The sequence below is a fragment of the Rhizobium sp. CSW-27 genome (genome assembly GCF_018760785.1).
GTDB lineage: Bacteria > Pseudomonadota > Alphaproteobacteria > Rhizobiales > Rhizobiaceae > Neorhizobium.
This window is the reverse complement of the sequence record NZ_JAHHZO010000001.1, coordinates 624,061-640,901: the sequence shown is the minus strand read 5'-3', so window position 1 is coordinate 640,901 and position 16,841 is coordinate 624,061. Positions and strand designations below refer to the sequence as shown.

Here is a 16,841-nt window from a genome sequence, read left to right as displayed (position 1 = left end):
GAGCGGCGCTCAAGTTTTTTGCAGTTGCGAAGCCGCCTGAGCGGATCGCCACCGAAAATCCGGTAGTTTATCGGATCTTCCGCATCTGGCACGCATCCTGCATCTTCTTTTGCAGGTCCAGAGGGGACTGAAAAAGCGTCCCAAGAGACGCGCCCAAGAAAGAGCCGTCGTCCGGGCATTGCGCGTCGTCAGATCGCCGCACGTCCCGGACGGCGGCTTAATACTTGTTGCCCCCACCCGGATGCACCACCTATAAGACCGAGCCAGCGCGACAGCGGCCCCGCTCTTCGCGGGCCGGCGCGTGACAGGAGAGGCCGCATGCCGCATGGCAGGGCCTCGGCAACAACTCTGGGAGTTCTCGATGGCCGATGTGACGAAGGACATGGTGATCCAGGCGCTGCGCCGTGTGCGCGGGCCGGATCTGGAGGGCGACATCGTCTCGCTCAACATGGTGTCCGATGTCTTTATCGCCGATGGCAAGGTCTATTTCTCGATCACCGTGCCTGCCGAACGGGCACGCGAGCTGGAGCCGCTGCGCATGGCGGCCGAACGCTCCGTCACCGCCATCGCCGGCGTCAAGGGCGCGCTCGTGACGCTGACGGCCGATCGCAAGGCGCAGGCTGCTCCCGCCCGCCCGCCACAGCAGGCGCCCGCCCACGATCATGGCGCCCATGCGGGGCATTCGCACGCGCCGCAGGCAAGGGCGCCCGGCCAGCCAGCGCCCCCCGCACGTCCGCAGAAGGCCGGCGTCCCCGGCGTCGGCGCCATCATCGCAGTGGCATCGGGCAAGGGCGGCGTCGGAAAATCCACCACCGCCGTCAATCTCGCGCTCGCCATGATGGCCAATGGTCTGAAGGTCGGCCTGCTGGATGCCGATATCTACGGTCCTTCGGTGCCTCGCCTTCTGAAGATTTCCGGCCGCCCGCAGCAGATCGAAAACCGCATCATCGTGCCTATGGAGAATTACGGCCTGAAGGCCATGTCGATGGGCTTCCTGGTGGAAGAGGAAGCCGCCATGATCTGGCGCGGTCCGATGGTGCAGTCGGCGATCCTGCAGATGCTGCGCGAAGTGGCCTGGGGCGATCTCGACGTGCTGGTGGTCGACATGCCGCCCGGCACCGGCGATGCGCAGCTGACCATGGCCCAGCAGGTGCCGCTGGCCGGCGCGGTGATCGTGTCCACGCCACAGGATCTCGCGCTTATCGATGCGCGCAAGGGCATTGCCATGTTCCGCAAGGTGGAGGTTCCGCTGCTCGGCATCGTCGAGAACATGAGCTACTTCCTCGCCCCCGACACCGGCACACGCTACGATATCTTCGGCCATGGCGGAGCAAAGGCCGAGGCCGAGCGCATCGGCGTTCCCTTCCTCGGCGAGGTGCCGCTGACTATGGATATCCGCGAGCGCTCCGATGCCGGAACGCCGGTGGTCGTTTCCGACCCGGACGGTGCGTCGGCCGCAATCTACAGGGATATTGCCGGGCGTGTCTGGCAGCAATTGACCGGCAGAACGCAGCGTTCGGCGCCCGCCATCATTTTTGAGTGAACGTTATCGGTTCTTCGTTCGACTTGCATTAAGCTGTGGCTGGTCTTATAGGCGCGTCTCGCCTGGGACGAGGGAACTGCAGACTGGCCCTAACGTTCAATTGTGCCGGAAGAGGGGCGCCGGCACGGAGACGTCGCATTGATCAATGCCTATGGTTCCTCCAATGGCTCCCTCTCGGTGCCGGCCTCGGCCGTGCCCGTCATGCCATTGTCCGACGACATCACCTGGATCGACCTCCTCAACCCGACGCGCGAAGAGGAGCGCCATGTCGAGCAGCTTCTCGGCATCTCCGTGCCGACGCGCGACGAATTGAAGGACATCGAGCCGTCCAGCCGACTCTATGCGGAAAACAATGCCCTTTTCATGACCGCCTCGCTGGTCTGGCGGGTTGATACCGATGAAGCGCAACTGACCGATGTCGCCTTCATTCTGGCGGCAAACCGCATGGTCACGGTGCGTTATGCCGAGCCGCGCTCCTTCAGCCTGTTCACGACCTCGCTGACCCGCACGCCGGAGATGCTGAAGAGCGCCCCTTTGCTGCTCTCCCACCTGATCGAAACCATTGCCGACCGCACCGCCGAAATCCTCGAAACCCTGGTGGCGCGCGTCGATGCGCTGTCGAGCGACATCTTTCGCGGGCGCGACAAGCGCCGGCCGCCGCAGTTTCTCGAGACCAAGCTTGCCGATATCGCCGCCTCCCACCGCCTGGTGGGCAAGGTGCGGGACAGCCTGGGTTCGCTCTCCCGCCTTCTGTCCTTCCTGATGAACGCGCCGGCGATTGCCTCAGACAGCGAGGTCTCCGGCCTTTGCGGCACGGTGGCGCGCGACGTCGCAACGCTGTCGGAACATGCAGCCTTCGTTGCCGGCAACATCGCCTTCCTGCTCGATGCCTCGCTCGGGCTCATCAATGTCGAGCAGAATGCCATCATCAAGATCTTCTCCATTGCCTCGGTGGTCTTTTTGCCGCCGACGCTCGTGGCTTCGATCTACGGCATGAATTTTCATCTCATGCCGGAACTCGACTGGACCTTCGGCTATCCCTGGGCTCTGCTGGCCATGCTGGTCTCGGCTCTGGTGCCGTTCTTCTTTTTCCGCTGGAAAGGCTGGCTCTAGGCCAGAAAACCGGATGTCACACGCAGCTGACGAACATATGTCGCACGACAAGAGCCTGAAACACTTCCTGATGGTGGCGCTGGGCTCGGTCGGCGTTGTCTATGGCGATATCGGCACCAGCCCGCTCTATGCCTTTCGCGAGGCTTTGCGGCCGGTGGCCGGCGATGGCGTGACCCAGGCCGAAGTCATCGGCATCATCTCGCTGATGATCTGGACGCTGACGATCATCGTCACCCTCAAGTACGTGCTCTTCCTGCTGAGGGCCGACAACCACGGCGAGGGCGGCACGCTTTCGCTTCTCGCCATGCTGATGAAGACGGCCGGCGGCAACAGGGCGGTGCTGATGATGCTCGGCCTGGTCGGCGCGGCGCTGTTCATGGGCGATGCGATGATCACGCCGGCGCTCTCCGTGCTTTCGGCGGTGGAGGGCGTCAAGCTCATCACGCCGGCGCTGGACGAGGCGGTGCTGCCGATCTCCATCGTCATCCTGATCGCGCTCTTTGCCATCCAGTCGCATGGAACGGGTATGGTTGCCCGCTTCTTCGGCCCGATCACCGCCATCTGGTTTCTGGTGATGGGCGCCGGCGGCATTGCCCACATCTCCGACGACCTCAGCATCCTCTGGGCCTTCAACCCGGTGCATGCCGTCACCTTCCTGCTGCAGGAACGCTTCGTCGGCTTCGTGGTGCTGGGCGCCGTCTTCCTGACGGTGACCGGGGCCGAGGCACTTTATGCCGATCTCGGCCATTTCGGGCGACGCCCGATCCAGTGGGCCTGGTTCGTGCTGGTCTTCCCGGCGCTTACGCTCAACTATCTGGGGCAGGGGGCGCTGGTGCTGAGGCATCCGGAGGCGATGGACAATCCCTTCTTCCTGATGTTTCCCAGCTGGGCGCTGATCCCGGTCGTGCTGCTGGCCACCGCCGCCACCATCATCGCCAGCCAGGCTGTGATCACCGGCGCCTTCTCGCTGGTGCGCCAGGCGATCCATCTCGGCTATCTGCCGCGCATGGAAATCCTCTTCACCTCGGAAACCAATACCGGGCAGATCTTCCTGCCGGGCGTCAACATGCTGCTGTTGATCGGCGTGCTGGCGCTGGTGCTGGGCTTCGAAAGTTCCGATGCGCTGGCCACTGCCTACGGCATCTCCGTCACCGGCGCCATGGTCGTCACCACGCTGATGGCCTTCGAATTCGTGCGTGCCCGCTGGCACTGGCCGCGCGGCGTGGCCGCGCTTGCGCTGGCGCCGCTGCTGGCGCTGGAACTGGTGTTTTTCGGCGCCAATCTGCTGAAGATCCATGACGGTGGCTATGTGCCGGTGCTGCTGGCGGCCGCCTTTACCGTGATCATGTGGACCTGGCGACGCGGCACGGACATTCTGGCCGAGAAGATGAAGCGCACCGATGTTCCGCTGACCACCTTTGCCGAATCGATCGAGAAATCTATCGAGAGCAAGAGCCCTAATGCGCCGGTCAGCGTGCCGGGCACGGCGATCTTCCTGACCAGCGATCCGGAATCGGCTCCGGCCGCGCTGATGCACAATCTCAAGCACAACCACGTGCTGCACGAGAAGAATGTCATCCTGACCATCCGCACGGTGAACAAGCCGCGGGTCTCGCAGGAGCACTGCTTCCACGTGGAGAAGATGTCGGAGCGTTTCGTGCTGATCGAACTGCGCTTCGGCTTCATGCAGTCGCAGAACGTATCGCAGGCGCTCGCCTATCTGCGCAAATGTGGCTTCAAGTTCGACATCATGGCCACCTCCTTCTATCTGGGCCGGCGCAAGCTTGTGCCGGATGCGGAATCCGGCATGCCGATGTGGCAGGACAGGCTGTTTATCGCGCTGGCCAATGCCGCCTCCGATCCGTCAGACTATTTCCATCTTCCGGCCAACCGTGTGGTGGAACTCGGCTCGCACGTCATCATCTGACGCGTTTCGGGCCAGGTCGCTGCGGGATCGGCGTCGGCCGGGTCCTGCAGCGACCGCCGCGTTAACCCTCCATTTAGGTTAATATTAGATCCTTCGCGCATTCGAAGATTGTGCGTTGGAGTTGCGGTGTGCGTCAGAAGCGATCGAAAAAGCCGACCTCGTCCCTGATGGACCGGTGGGCGCCGCCGACCGTTTTCGGTCTGGCTGCCTGGCTCCTGCTTCCCTCGCTGCCGGCGCAGGCCGATCTTTCGGGACTTCTGGCGGGCGCTGCCCATCCCGGCAGCCAGTGGCGCATGGTGCTGACCGATTCTCCGGCGGGTTCGCTCCACGTGGCCGAGCTTGCCTTTCCGAAGGGCGAGGAGCGGATGGTTGCGGGCGCCGGCATGCAATTGCCGGACGGACGCAGGATCGCTTTTTCGGCCCCGCGCGACACATCCGGCCTGACGCCCGACGAAGACCGGGTGAATCGGGCCGAAAAGCGCGGCCGCGTGATTGCCGTCGAGCCCATGCAGCCGCCGAAGGATTTCACCGCTGGCTCCATTCTCCAGCGCAGCAGTTCTTTGCTTGCGCCTCCTGCCGGTGCCGCCGAGCGCGTTGCCTTTTCCGCCCGGCCGCCGGCCGTTGCCGCCGTGCAGGTGGCCTCTTTCGAATTCCACCGGCCGAAGCCGCGCCGCCTCGACCTCGGCCTGTCGCCAATGGTGGCGCGCCTCGTCACCAATCCCGGCGGCGATATTCTGGCAAGCGCCTATGCGCCCGCCGCGACCGGCAAGCCGGAACGTTCGCCCTTCGACGCGCTGCTCGGCAAGGGCGGCGAGGAGGGGCGCTTCGTGCCGGAGATCGGGCCGGACGATCACGCCTGGGCCGCTGCCGTGCTGCCGGCCGATGCGTTCAGCGCGCGCGAGCAGCAGTGTCTTGCCTCCGGCATCTATTTCGAGGCGCGCGGGGAATCGGTGAAGGGGCAGGCGGCGGTTGCCCAGGTCATCCTCAACCGGGTGCGCAATCCGAGCTATCCCGACACGATCTGCGGCGTCGTCTACCAGAACAAGGACTGGCGTAACCGCTGCCAGTTTTCCTTCGCCTGCGACAACATCCGCGACCGCGTGCGCTCACGCGAGCACTGGCAGACGGCGCGCGAGGTGGCGATCGCGGTCACCGCCGGCAAGATATGGCTGCCGCAGGTGGGGTCCGCCACCCATTATCACGCTGTCTATGTGCGGCCCGGCTGGGCGCGAAGCATGGAAAAGGTCGGGCGCATCGGACTGCATGTTTTCTACCGCACCCATGGCGGCGGCTGGAGCTGAAATGTGTGATTCCCTCAACAACGGATCGCGACTCGATCCGGTTGTGACTTAAACGATTGAAAATCCGTGATTAATTTGTTCTGGATGAGCGTCTTTTGACGCCTTGACTATGGGTGCGCGCAAAACTATGGTGCGCGCGACTTCGAAACGGGCCGGAAGGCGCTATTTCCCGGGCTTCGAGAGAGGCTTTGATCTTTCGGTCAGGGCAGGCAAGGCCAGGGGGATGCATGACCGGAGACCGCAACGACAGTCTGGAGCAGCGTCGCAAGGATCTTTCCGCCAAACTGGCGGAAAGGGCAAAGGGCGAGGCAGCGGGGAAGGCGAAGGAAAGCAGGTCCGAGGAGAGCCGCAAAGGCATGGCGCTCGGGCTGAAGATTTCATCCGAATTCATCGCGGCCATCGCCGTTGGGGCTGTGCTCGGCTATGTGGTCGACCGTTTTGCCGGGACGACGCCGTGGGGGATGATCATTCTTCTTCTTCTCGGTTTCTGTGCCGGAGTGCTGAACGTCATGCGGAGCCTGGGCGTTGTCGCCCAGCCGGGACCTCTCCGGCCAGGCGACGACAAGGGCGATCGGTAGCCGGGGCGATCGGTAAATCGACGTGGTGAGTTAATCTGCCGATTGTGGCGGGTGCAAGGAAGAAAGAAGGTAGAGCGGTGTCTAACGATCCGACCCATCAGTTCCAGATCTCGAAGATCGTGCCGATTGAGATCGGTGGCATGGACTTCTCGTTCACCAATGCCTCGCTGTTCATGGTTGCCACGGTGGCCTGCGCCGCCGGCTTCCTGTATTTTTCCACGGCGAACCGCGGCCTTATTCCGTCGCGCATGCAGTCCGTCGCGGAAATGTCCTACGAATTCATCGCCTCCATGCTGCGTGAAGGGGCGGGCAGCCACGGGATGAAGTTCTTCCCGATGGTCTTCTCGCTGTTCATGTTCGTGCTGACGGCGAACCTGCTCGGCATGTTCCCCTATTTCTTCACCGTGACCAGCCAGATCATCGTCACCTTTGCGCTGGCGCTGTTCGTCATCGGCACGGTTATCGTCTACGGCTTCTACAAGCATGGCCTGCATTTCCTGAACGTGTTCGTTCCGAGCGGCGTTCCGGGCGTGCTTCTGCCTCTGGTGGTCGCCATCGAAATCATTAGTTTCCTGTCCCGTCCGATCTCGCTGTCGGTTCGTCTTTTCGCCAACATGCTGGCGGGACACATCACGCTCAAGGTCTTCTCCGGCTTCGTCGTATCGCTCGGAGCCCTTGGCGCACTCGGAATCGGTGGCGCGATCCTGCCCCTGATCATGACGGTCGCTCTGACCGGTCTCGAATTCCTCGTAGCCTTCCTGCAGGCCTACGTCTTTGCGGTGCTGACTTGCATGTACCTCAACGACGCGGTCCATCCGGGCGGCCACTGAGGAGCGACATTGGCGTATTGAAGCGTCAGTCATCCGCCGCAACAACCCATTCGAAGGAGCATTCACATGGAAGCGGAAGCAGCAAAGTTCATCGGTGCAGGTCTGGCTTGCTTTGGCATGGCCGGCACGGCTCTCGGCCTCGGCAACATCTTCGGCAACTACCTTTCCGGCGCTCTGCGCAACCCGTCTGCCGCTGACAGCCAGTTCGGCCGTCTGGTATTCGGCTTCGCCGTTACGGAAGCTCTGGGCATCTTCTCGCTGCTCGTAGCTCTCCTCCTGCTGTTCGCCGTCTGATAACCGGCAACCGTATTGGATCACGGCCGTGGGTTTTTTCAAACAGCGTGCCGTGATCCTTTGTATTGAATACCCCTGGAGGTGATGATGTTCGTGACACCGGCATTCGCGCAGGACGGCGCGCCGGCCAATGGCGAAACCCATGGAGCAGCTGGCAACGTGCACACGGAAACCGGCGTTGCACATGGCGAACATGGTACCGGCGTGTTTCCGCCGTTTGACCAGTCCACCTATCCGTCGCAGCTTCTGTGGCTGGTCATCACCTTCGGGCTCTTCTATCTGGTCATGCAGAAGGTGATCGTGCCGCGCGTTGGCGGCATTCTCGAGCACCGCCACGACCGGATCGCCCAGGACCTCGACGAGGCCTCGCGCCTGAAGGCGGAAGCCGACGCTGCCGTCGAGACCTATGAAAAGGAACTCGCGGCTGCCCGCGCCAAGGCCGGCAGCATTGCCGATCAGGCGCGCGACGCGGCCAAGACCAAGGCTGCCGCCGATCGCGCGGCGATCGAGGCGGAACTCTCGTCCAAGCTGTCTGCGGCGGAAGCCCGCATTTCGGACATCAAGGCGCGCGCCTTCGCCGAGGTCGGCACCATTGCCGAGGAGACCGCTGCCGCGATCGTCGATCAGTTGATCGGCGCCAAGGCAACCCCGGAAGACGTGAAGGCGGCAGTTGCTGCCGCCAAGCTGGAGGCGTGATCGTCCATGGCATTTGACGCAACATTTTTCGCCTTTGTCGGCCTCGTTCTCTTCCTTGCCCTGATCGCCTATCTCAAGGTGCCGGGCATGATTGCCGAGGCTCTCGACAAGCGCGCCGACAATATCCGCGACGAACTGGAGCAGGCCAAGCGCCTGCGCGAGGAAGCCCAGGCGCTGCTGGCCGAATACCAGCGCAAGCGCAAGGAAGCCGAAGCGGAAGCCGCCCATATCGTGGCTGTCGCCGAGCGTGAAGCTGCTGCCCTCACCGAGGAAGCACGGCAGAAGACCGAGGAATTCGTCGCACGCCGCAACGCGCTGTCCGAACAGAAGATCCGTCAGGCCGAAGCCGATGCCATCGGTGCCGTGCGCTCGGCTGCCGTCGATCTGGCGATTGCCGCTGCACAGCAGGTCATCGCCGCCAAGGCGGACGCCGCCACCCAGCAGTCGCTCTTCGAAAAGTCGATCGGCCAGGTGAAGACGCGCCTCAACTGACGGCAAAGGGGCGCCGCGCCTGCCTGACAGCTTGCTTTCGAAGCCGGGCCTTTGGTCCGGCTTCTTGCGTTTGTGCGGAACAAGGAAAGGCACCGCTTCGCTCTTCGGCCGGATCGGCCATCGGCCAACAGCTTTCTTGCGTCGAGGCTGCGCGGGCGCGGCGGCAAGGGCAGGCGTTGTGGACAGTCCCGGTCCGGCTGTCTGCGGCCGGTAAGGACGTTGCCCACGGAGCGGGGCGCTCTGCCGCCAGCAGCACGGGCCATGTGCAACGGCCTCTGGACGGCCCGGCAGGTATGTCGGAGGGGCTTGCAGGCGCGCAGGCGTCGGCGGAGCTGGCAAGGCTGAATGGCGTCAGTCGCGCCGCAGCGGCCGAAAACTCATCCGGTGCAGCGGGCAGGGGCCTTCGCTTTCAATAGCGGCGCGATGCTTGGCGGTGCCATAGCCGGCATGGCCGGCAAAGCCATAGGCGGGGTAGAGTTTGTCGGCACGTTCCATCATCCGGTCGCGCATCACCTTGGCGATGATCGAGGCTGCGGCAATCGACAGCGAGCGGGAATCGCCCTTGATGACGGCGCGGCCGGGGCAGGCGATGCCGGGCGGCACGTCGCGGCCATCGGAAAGCACCAGGGCCGGCGCCACCGGCAGCGACAGCACCGCACGGCGCATGGCATCGAGGCTCGCTCGCAGAATGTTCTTCTCGTCGATGTGCCGGGGTCCGGAAGAAGCGATGGCCACATGCGCGGTTGCCATGATCTCCGCATAGAGGCGCTCACGCGCCTTCAGCGACAGTTGCTTGGAATCGTTCAGCCCCTCGGGGATGCGGTCGGGGTCGAGAATGACGGCCGCAGCCACCACCGGACCGGCGAGCGGCCCCCGGCCTGCCTCATCGGTGCCCGCTACCGGCCAGTGGCCGGCCTTGCGCGCGGCAAGCTCCAGGCTGAAATCGGGAACGAGTGGAACCTCATCGAAGAGGCCGGGAGAATCGGGTGGCGTGCTCTGTAACATGCGGCGGAAACTCGCACGCACACCCGATCCCCTGCAAGCCCCGGCAAGGCGCTTAATGCGGCAACGCCTGTACCGCCAGGGGAAGGCGGGCCGGGGTGTTCCGGCACGGGTGAGGCGGTGGACCGTGCCGAAGACTTTTCTGTCCTGATGCGGCCATCATAGATCGCGCCGCTTCATGTCATTCCGGAGGACGCCCCCCGGCATCAGATCGCTGCGTCGGCCGCCGCCCGGCCCCTTTTCCGCCGAGGCACTGCGGTGGCAGACGGCTTCGTGCGACACAGCCGCGCCGCCTCGACCAATGACACCTGCCCCGACGACATTCCCTGCCTGCCGCGTCTGATGCGGCGCATAAGGTCAATCTCAGAGCAGAGACAGTTGCACGCCGCCGCCCGCCGGCGGCACGAACAGGTCGTCGCGCAGCGACATGCCGCGACGGCCGAGCCCAAGCCGCTTGGTCGCCAGTTCGAAGCGGCGCGAAATCTGCCAGGCATAGGGGCCGGCCCCCTTCATGCGCTTGCCGAACTCGGCGTCGTAATCCTTGCCCCCGCGCATGGAGCGCACCAGCGACATCACATGCCGATAGCGGTCCGGATAGTTGCGCAGCAGCCAGTCGCGGAAGAGGGGGCTCACCTCCAGCGGCAACCGCAGCAGCACGTAGCTCGCTTCCGTCGCGCCCGCCGCCCTTGCGGCATCCAGGATGCGCTCGATCTCGTGGTCGTTGAGTGCCGGAATGACCGGTGCCACCAGAACGCCGGTCGGAATGCCGGCCTCGGTCAGCTGCCGGATCGCCTCCAGCCGCCGCGTGGGCGTGGCGGCGCGCGGTTCCATGCTGCGGGCCAGCTTGCGGTCGAGCGTCGTCACCGAAATCCCCACCTTGACGAGACCCCTGGCCGCCATCTCGGAAAGAATGTCGATGTCGCGCGTCACCAGCGCCGATTTCGTCACGATCATCACCGGATGATTGGCCTTGGCCAGCACTTCCAGCATCTGGCGCATCACCCGCCATTCACGCTCGATCGGCTGGTAGGGATCGGTATTGGTGCCGATGGCGATCGTGCGGACCTTGTAATCCTGTCGGGCAAGTTCCCGTTCCAGCAGCTTCGGTGCATCCGGCTTGGCAAACAGCTTTGCCTCGAAATCGAGGCCGGCCGAAAGACCCATATAGCTGTGGGTGGGGCGCGCGAAGCAATAGATGCAGCCGTGTTCACAACCGCGATAGGGATTGACCGACCGGTCGAACGGAATGTCCGGCGACTCGTTGCGGGTGATGATGGTGCGCGGCTTTTCCACCTGCACTTCCGTGCGGAAGGGCTCAAGCTCCTCCAGCGTCTGCCAGCCGTCATCGAAGACCTCCCGCCGTTCGGTCTCGAAACGGCCGCCGGGGTTCAGCGCCGCGCCGCGTCCACGCCGCCGGTCGATGTCGATCCTCAGGCCCGAGGATTGCACCAGGGCATCGGCAATATCCGCCGTGTGGGCAGGCGCAAGTGCGTCCTGCCGCAAATGGGACAGCTCGTTCATGGGAAACTCCTGCGGCCGATCCATCGATCACCGTGCTTCCATTCCTAGGACAGAAATGAGAACATTGCAAGAACAAATTCGATGTGACAGCTTTGTGGCAATTCCTGCTGCAATGCGATAAAGCAGGAGACATGCTGAGTGTTCTGATGGAATGCCAAGACCAGGAAACCGAGCTGGCACAGACCCTGTCCGTGCTGGTTGCGGGAGCCGTGGAGGGGCTTGTCAGCGATGTCAGCGTGCTCGATCGTGGCTCGCAGGATGCCTCGTCGCGGGTGGCCGATGCGGCCGGCTGCCGTTTCCATGTGGACTGGCGCCTTGATGAGGTGTTGCGTGCGACGCGTGGCGAATGGCTGCTGCTGATCGAGCCCGGCGCGCGCCCGCAGGTCGGCTGGATCGACGAGGTGGCCGAACATATCGCGCTGAACCGGCAGGCGGCGCGCTTTTCGCCGTCGCGCAATCACCGACGCTCGCTGGTCTCGCGGCTGGTGTCGCGCCCGGCGCCGCTGGAGCATGGGCTTGTCGTGCACAAGGCGGAAGCCGTCGGCCGCGCCCGCGCCGGCATGGGGCTGGCGGATCTGGCCAGGAGCCAGACGAGAGCCTACCGGCTTGTGAGCGAAATGGTGCCGGCCTGGGCAGCGCGCTGATGAATTCTCCCGGAGAGGACGGCGTCATGCCGAAGCGGCCGGACGCCGGGCTTTTCGCCTCGTGTCGCCTGTCGAAAGTATGGCCCCGGCGTCTGCCCGCGAAGTTCTAGGCCTTGCCGCTGCGCCGCAGGTGTTCGTCCAGCCGCGGCATGATTTCCACGAAGTTGCAGGGCATGTGGCGATAGTCGAGCTGGGCCTTCAGGATGCCGTCCCAGGCATCCTTGCAGGCACCGGGGGAGCCTGGCAGCACGAAGATGAAGGTGGCGTTTGCCACGCCGCCCGTGGCGCGCGACTGTATGGTCGAGGTGCCGATCTTGTCGTAGGACATGCGGTGAAACACCGCGGAAAAACCGTCCATCCGCTTTTCGAACAGCGGTTCCAGCGCTTCCGGCGTCACATCCCGGCCGGTAAAGCCGGTGCCGCCTGTGGTGATCACCACGTCGATCTCGTCCGCCAGCGTCCAGTTGCGCACCGTTTCGAAGATGGCCTCGCGGTCATCCGGCACGATGGCGCGCGTCACCAGCCGGTGCCCTGCCTCGGCAATGCGGGCCACCAGCGTGTCGCCGGAGCGGTCGTCGGCCAGCGTGCGCGTATCGGAGACGGTGAGAACGGCAATGCCGACCGGAATGAAGGGGCGGCTTTCATCGAGACGGCTCATCGGTCACTCCCCTGCAATGGTGGTTGTTGCCTGAACATACCAGAGCGGGTGCTGTTCCGTCAGCCGGGCCGCTGCTTCTGCGGCGGCGTGCGGCGAAGCAAAGAGGCCGAAGCAGGTGGCTCCGGAGCCGGACATGCGCACGAGCTCGGCCCCGCCTGATGCGAGTGCCGTCGACACGGCGGCGATTTCGTCGACCAGCGCCCGCGCCGGTGGCTCCAGATCGTTGCGCTGGGCGCGCAGATAGGCCGTCCAGTCTGCCTGTCGCGTCGCGGGCAGCGCCGTCATCGGCGGGTTGTCGCGCGTCTCCAGCCGGCGGAAGATGTCCGGTGTCGAAACCGAGACGAGCGGATTGACCAGCACGAGCGCCAGGGCCGGCAGGGCCGCAACGGGCGTCAGTTCCTCGCCGATGCCGCGCGCCAGGACAGGGCGGCTGGCGAGGCACATCGGCACGTCCGCACCCAGAGAAAGCGCAAGGGCCTGCATCTGCCCCTGCGGCAGGGTCACGCCCCAGAGGCGGGCGAGGCCGCGCAACGTGGCGGCCGCATCGGCCGAGCCGCCGCCGATTCCGGAAGCGACCGGCAGCGCCTTGTCGAGACTGATTTCAACCGGCGGGGCCGCATGGCCGGCCGCCAGAACGGCGGACCGCAACAGGTCGCGCGCCCGCACGACCAGATTGTCCTGTCCGTCGCCGAGCAGGGCGCCGAACCGGCCGGTGACGCGAAATCCGTCCTGCGATGCCGGGGCAAGCTCCAGGCTGTCGCCATCGCCGGCAAAGGTCACGAGGCTGTCGAGCAGATGATAGCCGTCTGCCCGGCGACCGGTCACATGCAGCGCCAGATTGATCTTGGCCGGCGCCGTTTCGCGGATGCTGCCCGTCATTGCGTCAGTGTTTCACTGCATCCGCCGGGCATCAGTTGGCCGGGCCGGGCAGTTCCAGCACCTGGCCGGGATAGAGCCGGTTCGGGTTGCGCCGCAGTTCCGGGTTGATGCGGATCAGTTCGCGGAAGCGTTCGCCATCGCCCAGCTGGTCGACGGCGATCTTCCACAGGGTATCGCCGTCATTGACGATGTAGCTCGCCTTGTTGCCCGCGGCGGCGGGATCCTGCTGCGGCGGGGTGACGGCCGGCGCGGTTGCGGCCGGCGAGGCCATGGCCGTCTTCACCGGCAGCGGGCCGGCATCGGCAAGCCCTTCGCGGATCTTCTGCTCGATCTTCGGAATTTCCGAAAGCTCCGGCTTCATGGTCAGCGCGCGCTGCCACTGATACTTCGCCTCCAGCTTGCGGCCGACGCGCCAGTAGGCATCGCCCAGGTGATCGTTGATCGTCGCATCGCCGGCGCGCAGTTCCACCGCGCGCTCCAGCTCTTCCACCGCCTCGTCATAGCGGCCGAGGCGGTAATAGGCCCAGCCGAGCGAGTCGACGATGTAGCCGTCATCGGGACGCAACTCCACGGCCTTGCGGATCATGTCCAGGCCCTCGTCGAGATTGCGGTTCATGTCCACCCAGGAATAGCCGAGGTAGTTGAGCACCGAGGGCTGGTCGGGATTGAGTTCCAGCGCCTTGCGGAAATTCGGCTCCGCCTTGTCCCATTCCTTCAGCCGCTCATAGGCAATGCCGCGCTGGAAGAAGACGGTCCAGTCCGAGGGGCGCGGCACGGGGCCGATCATCTCGACCGCCTTGTCGTAGTTGCGCGCCATTTCCGCATAGTCCTTGGCGTCGGACAGAACGCTGCCATAGGCGATGTAGCTGCGGATGTCGCTCGGGTCGGATTCGATCAGCGACTTCAGATGCTCGCGGGCGCCCGCCACGTCACCGGTCTGGGCCAGCGTCAGGCCGAGCTGCAGCTCGGAGATGCGCCGCATCGGGGAGCCGTCCGGCACGCGGCCGTAGAGTTCGATGGCCTGCTTCGGCTGGTCCAGCTTCTCGGCAATGCCGCCGAGCAGGATCAGCGTATCGGCGCTCTTCGGGTCCAGCGCGTGCGAAATCTGCAGGTAGAGTGACACCATTTCCTCGGCGCCCTGGCGGTTCAGGGCGCTGCCGACGGAGAACAGCACGCTGGAGGCGCCTTCGACCGCATTCGTCACCTGCTGCTCGGGCTGCTCGCCCTTCTCGATGCTCTGACGCAGCGCCTTCAGCGGCGCGTAATTGCTGATCAGCCGCTCGGCGACGGCAATCGCATCAAGCGCCTGCTGCTTCTTGCCGTCGGAAGCTTCCAGTCTTGCCAGTGCCATGACGGCCCGCATGAAGGTATCCGGCGTGGTGGCAACGCCTTCCTCGCTGGTGATGGCAGCCTTCAGATAGGTGCGGGCCGTGCCCTTGTCGCCGGACACCAGCGCCATGCTGCCGATCTGGTAGTCGGTGAAGACCTTGAACCAGTCGGGACCCTTCAGGCCCTTGACCAGGCTGATGGCTTCCTTGCCCTTGCCGGCGCCGACCTTGGCCCAGGCGGTGATCAGTGCCTGCGTCAGCCGGTCGAGGTCGTTCAGCCCCTTGTAGGTCAGGATCTTTTCCGCCTCGGGATAATCTCCCTTGCGGATGGCATCGAGGCCGCGCACGATCTTGGTGACGCGTTCGACCGCGCCGTCCTCCTTCAGCGCATCCACCTGCTTCAGGCTCTCGTCGAACTCGCCATTCATCAGCAGCGAGATCATCAGCCGTTCGCGGATGTCGAGGTTTGCCGGATCGAAATCGAGCGCCTTGCGGTAAAGCGCGATCGCGGTTGCGTAGTCGTGGTCCACATCGGCGGTGCGGGCGGCCAGGAAGGCGCCGGAAAAGCTGTTGACCCGGCTGGCATCGAAGGCCAGCGTTTCGGTGACGGCCGGATTGGCGGGGGCGGATGCCGGTTCCGTAACGGCAGGCTCCGGCGCCTTGTCCTGTGTCTGGTCCTGCGCGCCGGCGAGATGAGGCGTTGCCGTCGCCAGCAGGAGCGCGGCACCGAAGGCCGCGCCGGATAGCAGACGATGGGCGAAGTTCTGCCGCATGAAGGTGCCTCTCATGAAAAGCTGTCGGCGACACTGTGGCCGCCACGGGAAATCTGCGCCGATGATTCACCACAGAATGGCTTTTTTAGAGCAGCTCCGCAAGAATCTCGCCGCGGCACGGCAGGGGAGGAGCGCTCCCCTTCCACGCTCAGTTAACGCGGTCGATGCAGAAGTCTATCACTTCCATGAGGGCCGCCTTGTGGGCCGATTCCGGCAGCGGCGAGAGTGCATCGCGGGCAATCGTGCCATAATGCTTGGCGCGCGCAATGGTGTCGCCAAGGCCGTTGTACTTGCCGATCAGGTGCAGGGCGCGCTCCAGGTTCTCGTCGGTGCTCTCGCCCTGTTCGATCGCCGTCTTCCAGAAGGCGCGCTCGTCCGACGTGCCGCGGCGATAGGAGAGGATCACCGGAAGGGTGATCTTGCCCTCGCGGAAATCGTCGCCGACATTCTTGCCGAGATCGGCGGCCTTGCCGCCATAATCCAGCACATCGTCGACCAGCTGGAAGGCAAGGCCGAGATTCATGCCGTAGGATTTCAGCGCGCCGCGCGTGGCCTTGTCGGTGCCGGCAATGATCGGCCCAACTTCCGCGGCGGCGGCAAACAGCGCGGCCGTCTTGGCACGGATGACGGCCAGATAGTCGTCTTCCGTCGTCTCCATGTTCTTGGCGACGGACAGCTGCAGCACCTCGCCTTCGGCGATCACGGCGGCGGCCGATGCCAGCACGTCGAGCGCGTCGAGCGAACCCACATCCACCATCATCTTGAAGGCCTGGCCAAGCAGGAAGTCACCGACCAGAACACTCGCCTGGTTGCCCCAGATCATCCGGGCGGTGGACTTGCCGCGGCGCATGTCGCTCTCGTCCACCACGTCGTCATGCAGCAGCGTCGCGGTGTGCATGAATTCCACGCTCGTCGCCAGGCGGATATGGCCTTCGCCCTGGTAACCGAACATCTCGGCCGCCGCCAGCGTCAGCATCGGGCGCAGCCGCTTGCCACCGGAAGAGATCAGGTGGTTGGCGACTTCCGGGATCATCTGCACGTCCGATCCGGCCTTCGACAGGATCAGCTGGTTGACCCGGTCCATGTCCGCCTTGGTCAGATCGACCAGCGGCTTCACGGATGCCTGCTTGTTTTTGCCCTCTTCGAGCGGAATAACGACGCCCAATGAAATGGCCTCCTGTTCAAAATTTGTGCCGGACAATAGAAAGGGGCGCATGGCCCGGCAAGGGGCAATCGGAATTATGACTGAGATTTGAGGCGGT

Annotated in this window: 15 protein-coding genes and 1 pseudogene; 10 read left to right on the top strand and 6 right to left on the bottom strand. The window is 64.5% G+C overall.

Annotated features, from left to right (window positions below):
- Positions 1–361: 361 nt before the first annotated feature.
- The 9 genes from KLP42_RS03235 (at position 362) to KLP42_RS03195 (ending at position 8,774) form a co-directional block, all read left to right on the top strand.
- A complete protein-coding gene (locus tag KLP42_RS03235; RefSeq protein ID WP_215564722.1) occupies positions 362–1,543 on the top strand; it encodes an Mrp/NBP35 family ATP-binding protein in 1,182 nt (393 codons plus the stop codon).
- A 138-nt stretch (positions 1,544–1,681) separates the two neighbouring features.
- On the top strand, positions 1,682–2,656 hold the full coding sequence (locus KLP42_RS03230) for a magnesium transporter CorA family protein (protein WP_215564721.1): 975 nt from the start codon (positions 1,682–1,684) through the stop codon (positions 2,654–2,656).
- Positions 2,657–2,693: 37 nt separating this feature from the next.
- On the top strand, positions 2,694–4,583 hold the full coding sequence (locus KLP42_RS03225) for a potassium transporter Kup (protein WP_215564827.1): 1,890 nt from the start codon (positions 2,694–2,696) through the stop codon (positions 4,581–4,583).
- Between the two features lie 128 nt (positions 4,584–4,711).
- On the top strand, positions 4,712–5,884 hold the full coding sequence (locus KLP42_RS03220; RefSeq protein ID WP_502941256.1) for a cell wall hydrolase: 1,173 nt from the start codon (positions 4,712–4,714) through the stop codon (positions 5,882–5,884).
- 227 nt (positions 5,885–6,111) lie between these two features.
- Entirely contained in the window at positions 6,112–6,462 is a 351-nt protein-coding gene (locus KLP42_RS03215; RefSeq protein ID WP_215564720.1) for an AtpZ/AtpI family protein, read from the top strand.
- A gap of 77 nt (positions 6,463–6,539) precedes the next feature.
- Positions 6,540–7,292, top strand: coding sequence for a F0F1 ATP synthase subunit A (locus KLP42_RS03210; protein WP_215564719.1), 753 nt, complete (start codon positions 6,540–6,542; stop codon positions 7,290–7,292).
- Positions 7,293–7,358: 66 nt separating this feature from the next.
- Positions 7,359–7,586, top strand: coding sequence for a F0F1 ATP synthase subunit C (locus KLP42_RS03205; protein WP_010026583.1), 228 nt, complete (start codon positions 7,359–7,361; stop codon positions 7,584–7,586).
- Positions 7,587–7,673: 87 nt separating this feature from the next.
- Positions 7,674–8,282: a F0F1 ATP synthase subunit B gene (locus KLP42_RS03200; RefSeq protein WP_215564825.1), complete on the top strand. Its 609-nt coding sequence runs from the start codon at positions 7,674–7,676 to the stop codon at positions 8,280–8,282.
- A 6-nt stretch (positions 8,283–8,288) separates the two neighbouring features.
- The gene (locus KLP42_RS03195) at positions 8,289–8,774 is read left to right on the top strand and encodes a F0F1 ATP synthase subunit B (protein WP_215564718.1); all 486 of its coding nucleotides are present in this window, start codon (positions 8,289–8,291) and stop codon (positions 8,772–8,774) included.
- A gap of 351 nt (positions 8,775–9,125) precedes the next feature.
- Here the strand turns inward: KLP42_RS03195 and rnhB are convergent, their stop codons facing one another.
- Positions 9,126–9,779, bottom strand: a complete 654-nt coding sequence (gene rnhB / locus KLP42_RS03190; RefSeq protein ID WP_215564717.1) for a ribonuclease HII — start codon at positions 9,777–9,779, stop codon at positions 9,126–9,128.
- Between the two features lie 360 nt (positions 9,780–10,139).
- Positions 10,140–11,297, bottom strand: coding sequence for a PA0069 family radical SAM protein (locus KLP42_RS03185; protein WP_215564716.1), 1,158 nt, complete (start codon positions 11,295–11,297; stop codon positions 10,140–10,142).
- A 131-nt stretch (positions 11,298–11,428) separates the two neighbouring features.
- Between KLP42_RS03185 and KLP42_RS03180 the strand changes: the two genes are divergently transcribed.
- On the top strand, positions 11,429–11,941 hold the full coding sequence (locus KLP42_RS03180; protein WP_215564715.1) for a glycosyl transferase: 513 nt from the start codon (positions 11,429–11,431) through the stop codon (positions 11,939–11,941).
- Positions 11,942–12,047: 106 nt separating this feature from the next.
- On the opposite strand, the gene moaB is transcribed toward KLP42_RS03180, so the two are convergent.
- The 4 genes and pseudogenes from moaB to KLP42_RS03160 all read right to left on the bottom strand — a co-directional run bounded on the left by moaB (position 12,048) and on the right by KLP42_RS03160 (position 16,744).
- The gene (gene moaB, locus KLP42_RS03175) at positions 12,048–12,599 is read right to left on the bottom strand and encodes a molybdenum cofactor biosynthesis protein B (RefSeq protein WP_215564714.1); all 552 of its coding nucleotides are present in this window, start codon (positions 12,597–12,599) and stop codon (positions 12,048–12,050) included.
- 3 nt (positions 12,600–12,602) lie between these two features.
- Positions 12,603–13,478 (bottom strand): 4-(cytidine 5'-diphospho)-2-C-methyl-D-erythritol kinase, encoded by an 876-nt coding sequence (locus KLP42_RS03170; RefSeq protein ID WP_215564713.1) that lies wholly within the window; start codon positions 13,476–13,478, stop codon positions 12,603–12,605.
- Positions 13,479–13,698: 220 nt separating this feature from the next.
- A pseudogene (locus KLP42_RS03165) lies at positions 13,699–15,579 on the bottom strand (tetratricopeptide repeat protein); the annotation flags it as partial.
- Positions 15,580–15,727: 148 nt separating this feature from the next.
- Positions 15,728–16,744, bottom strand: a complete 1,017-nt coding sequence (locus KLP42_RS03160; RefSeq protein ID WP_215564710.1) for a polyprenyl synthetase family protein — start codon at positions 16,742–16,744, stop codon at positions 15,728–15,730.
- Positions 16,745–16,841 lie beyond the last annotated feature (97 nt).